This is a genomic window from Wohlfahrtiimonas sp. XWW7, from assembly GCF_056716055.1.
On the sequence record NZ_CP168032.1, the window covers coordinates 1,627,580 to 1,644,038 of the forward strand.

15 protein-coding genes are annotated in these 16,459 nt (G+C 37.3%); 7 read left to right on the plus strand and 8 right to left on the minus strand.

Annotation, left to right across the window (positions count from 1 at the left end; genetic code table 11):
* Nucleotides 1–213 precede the first annotated feature (213 nt).
* Together ACA100_RS07860 and ACA100_RS07865 are read left to right on the plus strand one after the other, a co-directional pair.
* On the plus strand, nucleotides 214–1,869 hold the full coding sequence (locus tag ACA100_RS07860) for a formate--tetrahydrofolate ligase (RefSeq protein WP_481077154.1): 1,656 nt from the start codon (nucleotides 214–216) through the stop codon (nucleotides 1,867–1,869).
* Nucleotides 1,870–1,871: 2 nt separating this feature from the next.
* Complete coding sequence (locus ACA100_RS07865; protein WP_481077155.1) at nucleotides 1,872–2,246, plus strand: hemerythrin domain-containing protein; 375 nt, start codon at nucleotides 1,872–1,874, stop codon at nucleotides 2,244–2,246.
* Nucleotides 2,247–2,289: 43 nt separating this feature from the next.
* Here ACA100_RS07865 and ACA100_RS07870 read toward each other — a convergent pair.
* Together ACA100_RS07870 and ACA100_RS07875 are read right to left on the minus strand one after the other, a co-directional pair.
* Nucleotides 2,290–3,650 (minus strand): IS3 family transposase gene (locus tag ACA100_RS07870; RefSeq protein WP_481076906.1). Its coding sequence is split into 2 segments (ribosomal slippage): nucleotides 2,290–3,170 and nucleotides 3,170–3,650, totalling 1,362 coding nucleotides; the frame shifts between segments, so codons are not numbered across the junction.
* Nucleotides 3,651–3,713: 63 nt separating this feature from the next.
* Nucleotides 3,714–4,010, minus strand: coding sequence for a hypothetical protein (locus tag ACA100_RS07875; protein ID WP_481077156.1), 297 nt, complete (start codon nucleotides 4,008–4,010; stop codon nucleotides 3,714–3,716).
* A gap of 112 nt (nucleotides 4,011–4,122) precedes the next feature.
* Between ACA100_RS07875 and ACA100_RS07880 the strand changes: the two genes are divergently transcribed.
* Genes ACA100_RS07880 through ACA100_RS07890 form a run of 3 tightly spaced genes read left to right on the plus strand, consistent with a single transcriptional unit; the run spans nucleotide 4,123 to nucleotide 7,214 of the window.
* On the plus strand, nucleotides 4,123–5,979 hold the full coding sequence (locus ACA100_RS07880) for an AAA family ATPase (protein WP_481077157.1): 1,857 nt from the start codon (nucleotides 4,123–4,125) through the stop codon (nucleotides 5,977–5,979).
* Complete coding sequence (locus tag ACA100_RS07885) at nucleotides 5,972–6,934, plus strand: hypothetical protein (protein ID WP_481077158.1); 963 nt, start codon at nucleotides 5,972–5,974, stop codon at nucleotides 6,932–6,934. The genes ACA100_RS07880 and ACA100_RS07885 overlap by 8 nt, the downstream gene beginning before the upstream one ends.
* Nucleotides 6,935–6,953: 19 nt before the next feature.
* Nucleotides 6,954–7,214: a hypothetical protein gene (locus ACA100_RS07890; RefSeq protein ID WP_481077159.1), complete on the plus strand. Its 261-nt coding sequence runs from the start codon at nucleotides 6,954–6,956 to the stop codon at nucleotides 7,212–7,214.
* A 68-nt stretch (nucleotides 7,215–7,282) separates the two neighbouring features.
* Here the strand turns inward: ACA100_RS07890 and ACA100_RS07895 are convergent, their stop codons facing one another.
* From ACA100_RS07895 to ACA100_RS07910, 4 genes are all read right to left on the minus strand, one after another.
* On the minus strand, nucleotides 7,283–8,686 hold the full coding sequence (locus ACA100_RS07895) for an alanine/glycine:cation symporter family protein (protein ID WP_481077160.1): 1,404 nt from the start codon (nucleotides 8,684–8,686) through the stop codon (nucleotides 7,283–7,285).
* A 33-nt stretch (nucleotides 8,687–8,719) separates the two neighbouring features.
* Nucleotides 8,720–9,598: a pyruvate formate-lyase-activating protein gene (gene pflA / locus ACA100_RS07900; protein WP_481077161.1), complete on the minus strand. Its 879-nt coding sequence runs from the start codon at nucleotides 9,596–9,598 to the stop codon at nucleotides 8,720–8,722.
* Nucleotides 9,599–9,675: 77 nt separating this feature from the next.
* Nucleotides 9,676–11,943 (minus strand): formate C-acetyltransferase, encoded by a 2,268-nt coding sequence (gene pflB / locus ACA100_RS07905; protein WP_481077162.1) that lies wholly within the window; start codon nucleotides 11,941–11,943, stop codon nucleotides 9,676–9,678.
* A gap of 259 nt (nucleotides 11,944–12,202) precedes the next feature.
* Nucleotides 12,203–12,685 (minus strand): hypothetical protein, encoded by a 483-nt coding sequence (locus ACA100_RS07910; RefSeq protein ID WP_481077163.1) that lies wholly within the window; start codon nucleotides 12,683–12,685, stop codon nucleotides 12,203–12,205.
* 108 nt (nucleotides 12,686–12,793) lie between these two features.
* On the opposite strand from ACA100_RS07910, the gene ACA100_RS07915 reads away from it, so the two are divergent.
* Together ACA100_RS07915 and ACA100_RS07920 are read left to right on the plus strand one after the other, a co-directional pair.
* Nucleotides 12,794–14,155: an MATE family efflux transporter gene (locus ACA100_RS07915; protein ID WP_481077164.1), complete on the plus strand. Its 1,362-nt coding sequence runs from the start codon at nucleotides 12,794–12,796 to the stop codon at nucleotides 14,153–14,155.
* Entirely contained in the window at nucleotides 14,156–14,821 is a 666-nt protein-coding gene (locus tag ACA100_RS07920; RefSeq protein ID WP_481077165.1) for a 2'-5' RNA ligase family protein, read from the plus strand.
* Here the strand turns inward: ACA100_RS07920 and ACA100_RS07925 are convergent.
* Together ACA100_RS07925 and ACA100_RS07930 are read right to left on the minus strand one after the other, a co-directional pair.
* On the minus strand, nucleotides 14,799–15,050 hold the full coding sequence (locus tag ACA100_RS07925; protein WP_481077166.1) for a glutaredoxin family protein: 252 nt from the start codon (nucleotides 15,048–15,050) through the stop codon (nucleotides 14,799–14,801). The genes ACA100_RS07920 and ACA100_RS07925 overlap by 23 nt on opposite strands.
* An 88-nt stretch (nucleotides 15,051–15,138) precedes the next feature.
* Nucleotides 15,139–16,314: a M20 aminoacylase family protein gene (locus ACA100_RS07930; RefSeq protein ID WP_481077167.1), complete on the minus strand. Its 1,176-nt coding sequence runs from the start codon at nucleotides 16,312–16,314 to the stop codon at nucleotides 15,139–15,141.
* Nucleotides 16,315–16,459 lie beyond the last annotated feature (145 nt).

A 16,459-nucleotide genomic window follows, 5' to 3' on the forward strand; every position in this document is an offset into this window, starting at 1 on the left:
TTTTAGTGATTGAAAGAGTGAATAAAACATGACTTTTTAGATATTTGTCAGAAAATATCAATATAGAAAGCATCTTTAATGATGGTTATCAGCTTTGGATCAATCTTAAATATATTTAAGAAATCTTCAATTGATTGAGTTCATTGGGCTTTATTTTTACTTCGATGCTGATATAGTAACAACGCATTTTTCCATTACTCTAGAGAGCGACGCATGAAGTTATTGCCCATTGAAGAAATTGCCAACACTATCCACTTATCATCTGATCATCTCACATCTCATGGCAAATACGCCGCCAAAATTAGCTTAAAAAGTATTGATCCTACCGCCAAGCAAGGCAAACTGATTCTTGTAACTAGCACAACACCAACGCCACAAGGTGAAGGTAAAACAGTGACCACAATCGGCATCAGTGAAGCGTTGAATTACATCGGTGAAAAAGCAATCGCCTGTATTCGTCAACCAAGTTTAGGGCCTGTATTTGGTCAAAAGGGCGGAGCTGCGGGCGGTGGACAAGCAGAAGTTGTGCCTATGGAGCAATTGAATCTCCATTTAACAGGTGATATTCATGCATTAACTTCAGCGCATAATTTGGCATCAGCAGCTTTAGATGCCCGTTTATTTCATGAGAATCGCTTGCGTGATCGCTTCACTGAAAAAAGCGGATTGCCACGTTTAAACATTGATAAAAATGCCATCGTTTGGCCGCGCGTTGTGGATCATAATGATCGAGCGCTTCGTGAGATTTTTGTGGGCAAAATGGCGGAGAACTTAGAGCATGTTCATCCTGCATCTTTTGATATTACAGCCGCTTCCGAGTTAATGGCGATTTTAGCCCTCAGTAAAAACCTACAAGATTTAAGACAGCGCATTGGCAAAGCCGTATTGGCTTACGATGTGAATGGCAAAGAGATCACAGCAGAAGATTTAGAAGTTGCAGGCGCAATGACGGCGATTTTACAAAAAGCGATTGAGCCAACACTAATGCAAACGGTGGAAAATACGCCAGTGATTATTCATGCAGGGCCTTTTGCGAATATTGCTCATGGCAACTCTTCCATCATCGCAGATGATATTGCGTTGTCATTGTCTGATTATGTGGTGACAGAAGCAGGCTTTGGCTCTGATATGGGCATGGAAAAGTTTTTCAATATTAAAGCGCGAGCAAGCGGCGTTTATCCTTCTTGTATCGTGATTGTGAGCACAGTGAAAAGCATTAAAGCGAACTGCGTGACAGAAAACCCAACCGCGATGGAAATGCTTGAATGTGGTGCGCGTAACTTGGGTTGGCACATTCACAATGCGAAGCGCTATGGTTTGCCTGTGATTGTTGCCATCAATGCATTCCCAAATGATACTGCGGAAGAGCTGGCATTTGTGAAAGCATTTGCGATGGAAAATGGTGCAGTAGATTGTGAAATCAGCAATGCTTATGCAGAAGGTGGCAAAGGTGCGAGCGCATTGGCAGAAAAAGTTGTCAAAGCGTGTGAAGGTGATCACAAGGCGCAATTGCTATATGGCGATGAGTTGAGTCTACAAGAGAAAGTTCTCGCAGTGGCGAGCACTTATGGTGCAACTGAAGTGGATTATTCGTCAGAAGCAATGACGATTTTACAAAAATTGGAAGCTGAAGGTTATGGCAATTTACCGATCTGTATTGCTAAAACGCCAGCATCCATCAGCCATGATCCTAAAGTTAAAAATGTGCCTGCGCCATTTATTTTGCCTGTTAAAACATTACAATTGGCAAAAGGTGCAGGATTCATTAAAGTGTTATTAGGCGATGTGATGACAATGCCAGGCTTAGGTTTGAATCCTGCGTATCGTAATATCGACATCGATGAGGATGGCAATATTATAGGGTTATAATTATGAAAAGAGATCCTAGGTTAGTTGAGTTTTCAAGAGAACATCACAGCGCTTTAAAATTGGGTTTGTTGATCAAAAATAGTGATGATTTGGCACTGTTAACGAAAGAGATCAAAAAGCTCAAAGGTACGTTATTGAGTCATTTCGCAGAGGAAGAGGTTGATCTACTTCATCTTGTGAGAAAGATTGATAAACCCGCTTTGTTGGATCGTTTTGAGGATGATCATAAAAAGTTAAGGCGTTATCTGCATCAATCAGAATTCACTTTGGAAGATGTGAAAGCATTTGGCGCTTTGCTCACAAGCCATTCACGATTTGAAGAGCAAGAGTTATTTCAAGCCATTCAGGCTTATTGGTCTCAAATAGATGAACAATAACTTAAAGCCTGAACTGACCCCATAAACTTGGACAGTTTATAAATTATAAAGACAAGGACTGATTTCGATATTCTATCGGACTCAGTCCTTTTAGTTTGAGCTTAATTCGATCATTATTGTAATAATCGATGTACTCATGAATCTCTTTCTCTAATTGATCGATAGATTCAAATTTTTTCACATGAAATAGCTCTGATTTCAAAACACCAAAGAAGTTCTCAATCACAGCATTATCATAGCAATTGCCTTTGCGTGACATGCTTTGTCTAACTTTGTGATCTTTTAAAGATTGTTGGTACTGTTTCATTTGATATTGCCAACCTTGATCAGAATGTAAAATCAGTTTCTTGCGTCCTTTCTTATGTAACTTTAAATGCTTCAATGCCTTATTCAGCATTTTACCCACCAACTCATATTTGGAGTTTTTAGCAACTTCATAGCTAATAATTTCCTGATTATATAGATCTAAAATCGGAGATAAATACAGCTTTTCACCGTTCACTTTAAACTCTGTGACATCTGTTACCCATTTTTGGTTGGGCCTTTGAGCCTTAAAATTACGCTTCAAAATATTCTTCGCTATTTTTCCAACTTTTCCTTTATAAGATTGGTATTTCTTCGGTCTTACTAAAGATTTAAGATTCAGTAATCGCATGATTCTTTGAACTTTTTTATGGTTAATGGGGAAATCTTTTTGTAATATCGCAGTGATGCGACGATAACCATATCGACCTTTATGCTCATGAAAAAGGGCTGTTATCCTTGCTTTAAGGCTTTCATCTGAATCAGGCTTAGCCAATACTGCCTTATGATAGTAATAAGTGCTTTTGGCTAGATTCATGATTTTCAGTAACGATGACAATGAATGCTTTACTTTGAGTTCTTCTGCGATGATTGTTTGCGCCTGAGCGCTTCTTCCTTCTCGTCCAATTCCTGAAACTTTTTTAACACATCATTCTCCGCACGAAGATAGGCTAATTCAGCTTGAAGTTGATCTATCAACTTTTCTTGTTCAGTGCGATTATCAGGTTTTTTGGGCAATCTCATCTTTTTAGGTCTTCCTTTTTGACGTGGTTCAAGTGCACTCAAACCACCTTCTTTAAACAGTGATTGCCATTCTAATATAGAAGTAAATGCTGGAATATTAAAATATGAAGCCGCTTCGCGGGCAGAGTAATAATGATCTGACATAAACTTCAATACATAATATTTGAATTCAGCAGAATATAATCGTTTTGTTGTTCTTGGCTGAATCCCTGATTGACCATGATACTGATAAGCTTTGACCCACTTTTTAACGGTGGAGTGATCAATATTAAAATGATCAGCTGTAGAGCTATATCCATTTCCTTTTTGATAAAACTTAACAACTTTTAATTTGAAATCAAAAGAATACTTCGCCATATAAAAACACCCCAAAGTTGTGTCCAACTTTTGGGGTGCAGTTCAGCCCCGCAAGGGGCTTTTTTAATCATCACCACCGCTATCACAAGACGAATTATCTGAACTTGAATATGAATCGTTATCACAGCGATTGTCATTATCATGATGATCATCGTCATCATAGCGATCATTCGTATTGGAATGATGGTGATAATAGCCATCATCATAATTGCCTGTGCTAGAGGGCGATTTAAAAGCTTGAATGATAATATATAAAATCACTGCAAAGATTAATGCAATGACAGAAGCCATAACGATGGATAGTTTAAGCAGAATTAAAACTGCAAATAGAATCAAAGTAATAATTAAAGTAATCAGCATTTTGTACCTAATAATATTTTCATAGTCATTTTTATTGTGGCTAAGGATACAGCATGTTTTTATTTTTCTAAAGGCTTATGATATGGCAAGACTGATTAACTGAGTATGAAGAATGACAAAAGAACAATACGAAGGCACACCAGAATTAATTTTTTACTGTGAATATAATCCGAACGATTTTGAAGATCGGTTGGAGATTCCATTCACGAATGAATATGATATTAAACTATGTTTTTCTCGTGATGAAGATAATCAAGTTTGTATTAACGTGGATTTACAGCCTAAAGAATCAAATATTCCAAAAGACTTTTTTGGTAAGAATATTTTAAATGTAACTGCTATTGCGGGGAAGAATGGCATTGGTAAAACATCTATTTTAGATCGTATTTCAAATATATATATGATTCAGCTGTTTAAGCTAGATGATATATTTTATATAGATTCTCTTGAAAATGATTATCCTGATAAGCTTCAGATTAGTATTAATGGTAAAAATGTCGATATTCAACAGAGAATGATTACTAAGTTACTGAATGATACAGAGAAATATATATTTTCTACTAAAGGTATAAGAAAAAATAAAACTATTAATAACTTATCTAGATGGCATTTTATGACTTCAGATACATTTATAGAGGTGTTTCAGGTAGGTTTTCCTCAAGAAGTAATGATTAATTGTGAACATGGATATCGTTTTGAGATGATAGACTCTTTTAGTCTTAAGGCATCATATCAACATTGGATGCCTGAGATTAATCGTAATATAGAAAGATTATCTGTGTTATCAATTGAATTTCTTTTTAAATCAAAGAAAGATAAGGGTCTGACTAAAAACACACATTTTTTATATGTTTTTTTAGAAAATTTATGTTTTAGATGTGCGATAAAGCTTATTGATTATTATGAGTCAGATGGTGATTTTATAGTACCTCATCGTGATAAAATTAAGGAATTTTTAGATTTATATAATGATAATATTTCTGATATGAAAGATTATTTTATTAAGATGGATGGCTTATTAGAGTTAAAGGATAAATACATAGAGCTATATGGAAAAATTTTAACTCGTCATGATATAAAAACAAATATTGATAGCATTATAGAATGGATTAGGGATAGGAAAGAAAATGATTTTTTTGGTATAGAGTTGAAGTTAAATGTAGATACTGTCGATCAATTTGAGATTAGTAAATTTTTAGGCTTATTGGATGAATTTTCTGATAAAACAGGAATAAAGGGCTTGTTTGAATGTAAATTTAGTCGATTTAGTTCAGGTGAGCAGCAATTATTAGATGGTTTTTCTATATTACAAACAGTTTTATTAAATAGTTCACAAGGTCTATTAATTTTATTAGATGAGCCAGATGCAAGATTACATCCTGAATGGTCGCGAAAATATTTGTCTTATTTATTGAAATTTTTAAATGCTGAAGGTGAACGATTAGGTATTAAATTTCAAGTGATTTTAACAACCCATTCACCATATTTAATCAGTGATTTGCCCAAAGAAAATATTATCTTACTTGAGAAAAATGAAGAAACAGGCAAACGTACAGCTAGAAAATCCAACTATGGCTTTGCGAGTAATTACTATGACATTATGAACGATAGCTTTTTCTTGGATGATACGATTGGTGAGTTTGCAAAGCAAAAGATTAATACCTGTATTCAAATAATTAATCGTATATCAGATGATTTAGATAAATTAGCAAATGATGAATTGATTCTACATGATGGATTATCATTATTTGTGGAAGACAGCTTAAAAACGATAGAGGAACAGAATAAAATTATTGCTCTTGTTGGTGATAAGTTTATACAGAAGCAATTACAACAACTATCAAATTCTGTAAAACAGCGATTATTGGCTCATGGCGATGATTCTGTTCGTAAACAACAAATAGAACAAGATATTGCAGAATTAGAAGAAAAATTACGACAGAAAAAGATGGAGCTAAATAATGATTAAATTGGCTCATGATTTATATAAAGATTTTGAAGAGGAATATTTTAATTGGATTAAAGAAAAGCTAAATGGTGGAGATAAATTAGTTGAAACCATTAATGGCATTGTTAAAAAGTACCCTCAATATAGGATTGATTCTGGCAAACATGAAGATTTTCTAAAGGCATTGCTAATTAATCCATTTAGTAAAATGAGTAAGGGGCAATTTCAACTTTTAGAAGTTTATTATCAATTTGCATTATTTAATAGGAAAGATCCATTAGTGATAACTAAAGGATCAGCAAAGAAGTTTGATATATCAGCCATATTAAATTATTCACAATTTATGGATTATTCAAAAAAGAATAAAACATTGCGCGAATATATTATTGAAGCTTCTAAGGTTGAGGTTTGCCCTTATTGTAATCGCCAATATATTGATATGTTTCAAAAGTCAGGTAAAGGATATAAAGCAATTGCTCAGCTTGATCATTTTTATCCAAAAGAGCAATTTTCATTATATGCATTATCACTTTATAACTTTGTGCCAAGCTGTTCATCATGTAATCAAGGCAAAAGCGATAAAGCCAATCAACTGATTTATCCTTTTGCAAAGAACGCAAAAGAAGAGAACCAAAAACCATATTTTAAGATTAAGAGCGAAGATTTAGATCATTTGCGTGGCAATGTTCCGCCTGAAATCGATTATGCGTTTATAGATTCAGATAAGAAATCTCATGCTGATTCTTTACATCATAAAAATATGTATCAAAATCACAGCGTATTTGCTCAGCGATTATTACAAAGGCAGCGATTATATAATCCGAGTTATATTGCTCAAATAAAAGAGTTTTTTCCAAAATTGAGTGATGAAGAGATCAGGGAAGTATTGTTTGGTTTCAGTGGTAATTTGGAAGAGTTAAAACAAAAGCCATTATCCAAGTTAGCACATGATATTCTGGATTTAAATAAAAAATAATTACAAAAGGAACGAAACAATGGATGAAAAGACAAAATTATCAGAACAAATAGACATACATTTAATCATCATATTTATCATTTATTTAATTTTGAGTTTGTTTTTAAAAGGTTCTGCTAAACAGACCCATATATTTTTTGCGTGTATTGCTTTGATGGTTCCTATGGTTACAGTTGTATGTCATGCGAGTGTGAGATTAAGGCATAAAAAGGAATATATGATCACAAATGGATTCATTGCTGTATTAGTAGCCATATTAGAAGCTTTGATCTTTTTCTAAATGAAAATAATAGCCACAAAAAAGCCCAGTTAATCTGGGCTTTTGTTTGTTTTGGAGGTTAGGGAAGGTTACTTCTCTTCATCGCCCCAGCATTCTGTATTTTTCAAGCCTTTGATGCTTGATGCTTTAAATACAGGATCTTTACCTTCTTTCAATTGTTTATTGAAGTCATCGCTCACAGCAAATGCGATTTTGCTGAGTTTGAAAATGATTACAAGGTTAATGATCGTCATTAAGCCCATGAATACATCCGCTAAATCCCATGCGGTTTGCATTTTGATCAATGCGCCAACCATTACCATTGCCAATACAATTAAGCGATAGATTAACAGCATTGCTTTATTACCATTGATGAATTCGATGTTAGTTTCACCATAGTAATAGTTACCAATGATGGAGCTGAAAGCAAAGAACATCACTGCGATTGCAACAAAGTATTTTGCCCATTCGCCCATTTGTAATGCGAGAGAATGTTGTGTTAATACAACACCAGATGTATCAGGCGTAACATTGGTGTATAAGCCAGATAACAAGATGATGAATGCAGTTGCGGAACATACCATGATCGTGTCAAAGAATACACCTAAACTTTGTACTAAGCCTTGCTTAGCAGGGTGCGTTACATTTGCAGCCGCAGCAGCATTGGGTACAGAGCCCATACCAGCCTCATTTGAGAATAAACCACGACGTACACCTTGCATGATAGCAACGCCAATGCCGCCGCCCACAACTTCATTAAAACCGAATGCATTCGTGACAATTAACATGAACATTTCAGGCACTCGAGTGATGTTTGTGCCCAAAACATAAATGGCTAAAGCAATATAGAAAATTGCCATCACAGGTACGATCACTTGCGTGAATGTCACGATGCGCTTAACGCCGCCAAATATGATGATTGCTGTTGCAATCACGAGAACAATACCAATGTTTTGAACATCATAGCCAAAAGCATCAGAGAATGATTTAGCAATGGTATTGGATTGAACTGAGTTGAAGATAAAGCCGAATGTTATGGCCAAAAGTACAGCGAACACGATGCCAAGTTTGCGCAAGCCTAGTGCTTTTTCCATATAGTAAGCAGGGCCGCCGCGGAATGTATTGCCATCTTTTACTTTATAAACCTGTGCTAATGTACTTTCGACAAAGGCTGTTGCCATACCGATGATGGCGATAACCCACATCCAAAATACTGCACCTGGGCCGCCCACTGCAATGGCGATGGCAACGCCTGCAATATTACCTGTACCAACACGACTTGCGGCACTGATGGTGAAGGCTTGGAAAGCTGAAACGCCATCTGAGCCAGATTTTTTCTCCACTGTCTGCTTGAGCATCTGTTTAAATAGACGAATCTGAACAAAACGAGTGCGGAAAGAGAAATAAAATCCTAATGATAATAGGCCAATGATGAGAATGTAGGTCCAGATGAAGCTATTAAAAGGTCCTGTTAGCCAATTGATGATGCTCATAAACAATCCTTAAAATATGAAAAAACTGCATAACTATACAGCAGGTAATCCATATTTCTTATATATTTCTTTTATGATTTTCACAAATTCAGGCGAAGGTGGCTCAGTTTCGGACAGTGTGTATTTTAAATTCAGCTCTTGCCATTTGGATTCACCAAGATTGTGGAAGGGCAAAACCTCAATGCGTTCAATGAGTTTTTTGTCATGTAATTCAATGGCTTTATCTTGTAGGGATTTCACAAATTGTGCATGTTTTTCCACATCATTAAGATCATCTGTTAAGCCTGGCACTAACACATAACGAATCCACATGGGTTTACCCATTTTGATTAAACGATGCGCAAAATCTAATGTGGGTTGCAATGGTTGTGCAGTTAATTTTTGGTATTTTTCAGGATCAATGTGCTTGATGTCGAGCATCACTAGATCAATATTATCAAACCATGCATCATCTAAATGTCCTGCTAGAAAGCCTTGAGTATCTAACGCAATGTGTAAGTTATAGTCTTGCTTGACGCGATAAGCAATTTCACCGATAAAGTTCGCTTGCATTAATGGTTCACCGCCAGAAAAAGTCACGCCGCCTGCAAATTTTAAGAAGCGTGCATATTTGCCAATTTCAGTCACGATTTCATCGACAGTTTTGAGTTTGCCATTGTGCAGTTTCCAAGTATCAGGGTTGTGACAATACAGGCAACGGAATTGACAGCCTGCACTGAACATCACGAAACGAACACCAGGACCATCCACAGCGGCGCCAGTTTCTATAGAATGAACGAAGCCAGAGAGTTTATTGTCTTCATTAATGACAACGGGTGCAATGATGCCCGCAGGTTTGGTGACATTGTCGAAATCAAGCTTCTCAAGCTCAGCAAGGGAAATAGTAGGGATTGAAGTTTGGTCTCTGCTCATGCGTCACCTTTAATAATTATTGTCGCAATAAAAGGGCATACCGTAGTATGCCCCATATTTATACCATGATCAGTATATTATGCTTTCATATGGAATGTACGGTTAATAACGTCCATTTGTTGCTCTTTAGTTAACTTGATGAAGTTAACAGCATAACCTGATACGCGCACTGTCAATTGTGGGTATTTTTCAGGATGATTCATTGCATCCACTAATGTATCACGATCAAATACGTTCACGTTGATGTGGAAGCCATCAGCGCCACAGTAACCATCTAAGCAGTTTGATAAGTTATTCACGCGGTCTGCCAATGTATTACCTAATGCACCTGGCGTTGCTGATGCTGTCCAGCTGATGCCATCCAATGCTGCTTCGTAAGGAATCTTCGCAACTGAAGCACCTGCTGCAACGAAACCAGAAGTATCACGGCCATTCATTGGATTCGCACCTGGCGCAAACGGTTCGCCATCGCGGCGGCCATCTGGTGTATTACCAGTTTTTTTGCCGTAAACAACGTTAGATGTGATGGTTAATACAGATTGTGTTGGTACAGAATTACGATATGTTTTCTGTGCTTTCACTTTATTCATGAAAGATTCAGTTAACATGACTGCAATTTCATCTGCACGTTCATCATTGTTACCGTAAGCAGGGAAGTCGCCTTCGATTGCAAAGTCAATTGCAACACCTTGCTCATTACGAACAGGTTTAACTTTTGCATATTTAATGGCAGCCAATGAGTCCGCAGCGACAGATAAACCTGCGATACCACAAGCCATTGTGCGGAGAATGTCACGATCATGCAGAGCCATTTCAATGCGCTCATAAGCATAACGATCATGAGAATAGTGGATAGCATTCAATGCTTTCACATAAGTTTCTGCTAACCAATCCATCATTTTGTCATAAGCTGGCATTACTTTGTCATATGTTAATACATCGTCAGTGATTGCGTCGAAACCTTTTGCAACTAACTTGCCTGATTTTTCATCCACACCGCCATTGATTGCGTATAACAATGCTTTTGCTAAGTTTGCACGCGCACCAAAGAATTGCATTTGCTTACCGATTGCCATTGCAGATACACAGCATGCGATGCCATAATCATCGCCCCATTTTGGCATCATGAGATCATCTGATTCGTACTGAATTGCACTTGTTTCAATGGAAACTTTAGAGCAAAAATCTTTGAAGCCTTTGGGTAATTGTGTTGACCATAGAACTGTTAAGTTTGGCTCTGGTGCTGGCCCTAAGTTATACAAAGTGTGTAAGAAACGGAAGCTGTTTTTAGAAACCAATGTACGGCCATCTTTGCCCATACCGCCGATTGATTCAGTCACCCAAGTTGGATCGCCTGAGAATAATTGGTTGTAATCTTCTGTGCGTAAGAAACGGATGATGCGTAATTTGATCACCAAATCATCAATTAATTCTTGTGCTTCTGACTCTGTGATTTTGCCTGCTTGTAAATCGCGCTCAATATAAACATCTAAGAATGTTGAAACACGGCCGAATGACATCGCAGCACCATTTTGTTCTTTAGTTGCTGCTAAATATGCAAAGTATGTCCATTGAATCGCTTCTTGTGCTGTTTCAGCAGGGCGGCTGATGTCAAAGCCATAAGACATTGCCATCATTTTTAATTCGCCCATCGCACGAATTTGCTCGGACATCTCTTCGCGCAAACGTAAAGTATCTTCGTTGAATTCCCAGTTATCAGTTTCTGCCTTTTCAGCTTCTTTGGCTTTCATTAGGAAGTCAATGCCATACAGCGCAACACGACGATAATCACCAATGATTCGGCCACGACCATAAGCATCTGGTAAACCTGTGATGACGCCAGAAGAACGGCAAGCACGGATGACTGAGTTGTACATATCAAATGTTGCTTGGTTGTGGTCTTTGCGGTAATGGGTATAAATGTCTTCCAATTCAGGATTTAATGTGCGGCCGATCTCTTCTAAAGAGTTTGCAACTAAACGGAAACCACTGTTTGGGAACAAACCACGCTTTAACGGCGCATCTGTTTGCACACCTACGATTTTTTCTAAATCTTTATTGATATAACCAGGACCAAATGCATCAATGCGCGAACCCACATTGTCTGCAACATCTAAAACACCGCCTGGACAAGCACGTTCTTTAGCCAATAAGGCAGATAATTCTTTCCATAATTGTTCTGTTCTTTGTGTTGGACCTGCTAAGAAAGAGTCATCACCTTCATACGGCGTATAGTTGTTTTGTATGAAGTCACGAACATCTACTTTTTCTCGCCATTGTGTGCCTTTAAAATCACGCCATGCAAGATCAAAGTTTGAGATGTTGTGTGTATTATTGTTTTTCATAATAACTCCTAATTAAAGGTAAAATTTTGTTGTAGGAAAATTGATTAACCTGACCACTATTATATTCTTTTTCTGAAGTTTTCTTTTCGATTTTATTGAATAAATTTACATGTATGCGCAATTAATGTGTGAAATATCCTTGTTTTGTGCAATTTTATTGTTAAGGTATATTTATTAATGTAAATATATGTTTACCCCTGAAAAGTAAAAGGATAATGTTTCATTATCCCTTTCTTTCTTGCAGTATTGTTTCAGAAAATCACGAGCCTTGCAACATGTACGGAATAAACCAACGAAGGTAATAAAAACCCGCAAGAAATACGATGAAATTGGTTAATAGCATGAGCATTGCAGATGAATGTTTATGAATGACCTTAATCAATATGAATACTGTTGTGATTGTGCCGCTGATGACAACAAATAACCATGTGGTTAAAATCAACATAAAACCGTAATTAAATTCTAGGTTTAATAGGTTGTTTGGCAGAATATCTAAGTAAGAAGATGAGATAAAAGTGAATGCGCTAAAGAAGAATGATAATGCGCCAATGCCAAAAGCAATTCTTCTGAAAGAAGGATGCTCATTATAAAGTGCATAAGAGAGTAAAACTGTAATCACAGGGATAAAAGAGATCGGAAATAATAAAGATGGTCGTGAAAATACAAAACTGACGATCACTAAAAATAACCAACCAATGGCGCATGCAAAAATATTGGGACGTGCTGCTGGTGCTTCACTCATTTTTTTTCCTTTATGACATTAAAATATATTGTGATGTTGATCACTCAATTATATCATTAAAGCCAAAACAGTATATAATGCGCCATTTTATAAGCTCAGTAAAAATTTATGTCATCCTCTCAAACTCATAGCGTGGCGGAAAGATCTCTTTTTTCCATCAGCTGGCCGATCTTCATTGATATCTTTTTGCACATTGTCACCTTGTTAATTAATACATGGATGATCAGTCATGTCTCAATGAAAATGGTGGCTGCAACGGCGGCTAGTAATCAGTTCTTTGAAACAAGCATTGCCATTTTAAACTTCATTGGTGTTGGTTGTAGCATTGTGGTGGCACAATATTTAGGTGCAGGCAATCGAGAGGTGACGCGTAAAGCCATTCACATCTCCATCACGTTAAATGCGTTACTGGGCATCATCACATTTTTGGTCATCTGGTTTTTCGGCTATGGCTTATTGATCGCAATGAATACGCCCGAAGATATTTTGGATATGTCCTATGATTATTTCCATATCATGGGCATTTGTTTGATCTTTGAGGCGATTGCCATCGTATTAGCGTCTTGTTTGCGCGTATATGGTTATTCTAAAGCACCCATGTATGTTTCGTTGATCATGAATATAGTGACGGTTGTGGGCAATGTGTTTGTTTTATATGGCGTATTGGGCTTCCCACAAATTGGTTTGTCAGGTGTGGCATTTTCAACGCTTCTTGGTCGAATGGTTGGCGTTGCATTGTTGTTTTACCTTTTGTTTTTTGGCATTAAAATTACCTTGGAATGGCGGATGTTCTTCCAGTTTCATAAAGGGATTTTAAAGCAAATTTTAAAGATTGGCTTGCCATCTGCGGGTGAAAACTTATCGTGGACAGCACAAATGCTAGTAATGCTTGCTTTTGTCGGTAAGCTTGGCGAGGATGCATTGGCAGCACATAATATTTATCTGCAATTAACTTATATGTTAATGCTATTTGCGTTATCCATTAGCATTGGTAATGAGATTTTAGTCGGGCATTTAGTGGGCGGATCGAATTTTGATGGCGCTTATAAGCGTACTTTCAAAAGCTTAAAGATTGGGATGATTGTGACATTTCTGATTGTTGTGATCTTTTATCTGATGCGTGATTACGTGGTGGATGGTTTTACCGATGATGAAGTCATCACAGAGTTGTTGCTGTCACTCTTTGCCATTTCTATATTGTTAGAACCTGGGCGAACACAAAATATTGTGATGGTGAATGCATTGCGTGCAACAGGTGATGCAAAATTCCCATTCTATGCAGCGTTAGTCTTTATGTGGGGCGTTGCGATTCCTGTAGGGTACTATTGTGGTTTTGTATTGGAAATGGGATTGTTAGGCATATGGATCGGCTTTTTATGCGATGAATGGATTCGTGGCTTAGTGAATGCTTGGCGTTGGAAATCACGCAAGTGGGAAGCTAAGCGCTTAAATATAGAGCATACGATATAAATGTATTCTGAACTTCTCAAGTATTCCCAAACATTTGGCCCAATGGAAGAAGACTTTTATGATTGGCATAAAGGTCGTACGAAATATGGCGTTTGGGTGCTTGAGTTGGATGATGAGGTGTTTTTACAGCGATATTGTCAAGCACAGCAACATTTATCACCTTATTTGATATCGCATTATTATCGAAAACCACACATAACATTAGCACCGTGTGGTTTTTTAATGCCTGAAAAAAATAACGCTGATGATTATGATGCAGCATCATTAATGCAAGATGTTGATAATATTTTATCGTTGGATTTATCGGTGCTTGACTGTACGATTCGTAATGTATTGATCAGCTATGCCATCGCGCCAGGCTTTGAAGTATTGGATCATCAAGGCGATTTAGGGCGCTTGAATGGTTTATTGCGTAAAGCAGATCCTATGGATGATAATATTGATTATTTTCCGCACATTACGGTGGGTTTATACAATGCTCAATGGTGTACAAGGCTGATATTATCCGCATTACAGCAGTTTGCTATTGAAGATGATATTGTTTTACAGCACTCTGTGATTAAGCTCGTCTCTTATGTGCCAACAGTATCAGGTGGCGCTTTACAAGACGAGCTTATGATTAATTTATCTGACCAATCTATGGTTAGATGTTCAGAGATTTTTTGATTTCAGGTAAAACTGTATCCCAAGAAATCGGGCTTTTGATCATTGTATCTTGGAACTTTATGACAGGAATGAACCAGCCGAGTTGTTCGACAAGATTTTTGTCATGAGCGATGTCGATAAACTCATAAGTAATCCCATTTTCTTTGAGTATATCCATGGCTTCTTCACATAAATGACAATCGCTGGTGCCATACAGCAAAATTGGTGAAGTTGTTGTATTGTCTATCATTCTTTTATGACCTCACATTTAAAACTTAGCTGCGATTTTTGTCGCTTGATTACAATACCACAAAAAATGTCGCTCGCGACAGTTGATCTTACGGTTTTAGATATGCTTCGACCAATTTCACCCAATAGGATGCAACCACAGGTAAAATTTCATCATTGAAATCATAGTTTGGATTGTGCAAAGAACAACCATGTGTACCTTCTAAGCCATTACCGACAAAAACATAGCAACCTGGTGCTTTTTGTAGCATCAATGCAAAATCTTCACTGGCTGTAATGGGTTTGAAATTTTGAATGATGTAATCATCACCTAAAAACTCACGGCCCACGGCTTCAGCGAATGCAGTCTCTCTTACGGAATTATCCAATAGAGGATAAACACGAATATACTCAACTTTTGCAGTTGCACCATAACTTTTGGCTTGGAATTCGATCGTATCTTTAATTCTTTGCTCTACAAGATCTTGGATTTCAGGATTCAAGTTACGCACCGTAAGCTCCATATGTGCTTCATCAGGAATGATGTTGCTCACTGTGCCCGCATGAATTGTACCTGCTGTAATAATAGTGGTTTCCAAAGGATTAACATTACGGGCAACGATGGTTTGTAGAGCCATGATGATGGAAGATGCCACAACAACAGGATCAACGCTTAAATGAGGAATTGCGCCATGTCCACCTTTGCCGTGAATTGTCACTTTAACTGTATCTGCAGAAGCCATGCTTGGTCCAGAATGAAAAGCAAAGTGGCCTGCTTCAAAACCTGGCCAATTATGGAATCCAAAGATCGCATCGCAAGGGAACTGTTCAAATAAACCGTCTTGGATCATTTTTTCAGCACCCGCATGTCCTTCTTCAGCAGGCTGAAAAATCACATTGATTGTGCCTTGAAAGTTTCTATTTTCAGCTAAATAACGTGCAGCTGTTAAAAGCGTTGTTGTATGGCCATCATGACCACAAGCATGCATTTTTCCTGTAATCTCGCTGGCATAAGGTAAATTTGTGTTTTCTGTGAGTGGCAGTGCATCCATATCTGCGCGTAAGCCAATGGTTGGGCCTTCACCATTTTTAAGTTGCCCTACAATGCCTGTTTTTGCAAACCCTCGCGTTACTTTGTAACCCCACTTTTCCAATAAAGATGCAACGAGTTGGCTAGTTTGAAACTCTTCATAGCCTAATTCAGGGTGGCGGTGGATTTGATGGCGAATGTCGATCATTTCATCGGTAAATGCGGCAATGCCAAGTAAAACTTTGTGGCTAATCATTCGATTTCTCCTTGGTGAATCATTCATGGTTTGGCTCAAAATCTAGCATGCTCAGGCGCTGTTTTCAAATGAATCATATATGCTAAATATGTCTATTTCATGAAAAAAGCCAAGGATTCAAAACCTTGGCTTTAGCAGAAAATTA

What these genes read in the sequence shown, in the direction of transcription:
- ACA100_RS07860 (WP_481077154.1), top strand. Translation starts at nt 214, where the DNA reads ATGAAGTTATTGCCCATTGAAGAAATTGCCAACACTATCCACTTATCA.
- ACA100_RS07865 (WP_481077155.1), top strand. Translation starts at nt 1,872, where the DNA reads ATGAAAAGAGATCCTAGGTTAGTTGAGTTTTCAAGAGAACATCACAGC.
- ACA100_RS07875 (WP_481077156.1), bottom strand. Translation starts at nt 4,010, where the DNA reads ATGCTGATTACTTTAATTATTACTTTGATTCTATTTGCAGTTTTAATT.
- ACA100_RS07880 (WP_481077157.1), top strand. Translation starts at nt 4,123, where the DNA reads ATGACAAAAGAACAATACGAAGGCACACCAGAATTAATTTTTTACTGT.
- ACA100_RS07885 (WP_481077158.1), top strand. Translation starts at nt 5,972, where the DNA reads ATGATTAAATTGGCTCATGATTTATATAAAGATTTTGAAGAGGAATAT.
- ACA100_RS07890 (WP_481077159.1), top strand. Translation starts at nt 6,954, where the DNA reads ATGGATGAAAAGACAAAATTATCAGAACAAATAGACATACATTTAATC.
- ACA100_RS07895 (WP_481077160.1), bottom strand. Translation starts at nt 8,686, where the DNA reads ATGAGCATCATCAATTGGCTAACAGGACCTTTTAATAGCTTCATCTGG.
- pflA (WP_481077161.1), bottom strand. Translation starts at nt 9,598, where the DNA reads ATGAGCAGAGACCAAACTTCAATCCCTACTATTTCCCTTGCTGAGCTT.
- pflB (WP_481077162.1), bottom strand. Translation starts at nt 11,943, where the DNA reads ATGAAAAACAATAATACACACAACATCTCAAACTTTGATCTTGCATGG.
- ACA100_RS07910 (WP_481077163.1), bottom strand. Translation starts at nt 12,685, where the DNA reads ATGAGTGAAGCACCAGCAGCACGTCCCAATATTTTTGCATGCGCCATT.
- ACA100_RS07915 (WP_481077164.1), top strand. Translation starts at nt 12,794, where the DNA reads ATGTCATCCTCTCAAACTCATAGCGTGGCGGAAAGATCTCTTTTTTCC.
- ACA100_RS07920 (WP_481077165.1), top strand. Translation starts at nt 14,156, where the DNA reads ATGTATTCTGAACTTCTCAAGTATTCCCAAACATTTGGCCCAATGGAA.
- ACA100_RS07925 (WP_481077166.1), bottom strand. Translation starts at nt 15,050, where the DNA reads ATGATAGACAATACAACAACTTCACCAATTTTGCTGTATGGCACCAGC.
- ACA100_RS07930 (WP_481077167.1), bottom strand. Translation starts at nt 16,314, where the DNA reads ATGATTAGCCACAAAGTTTTACTTGGCATTGCCGCATTTACCGATGAA.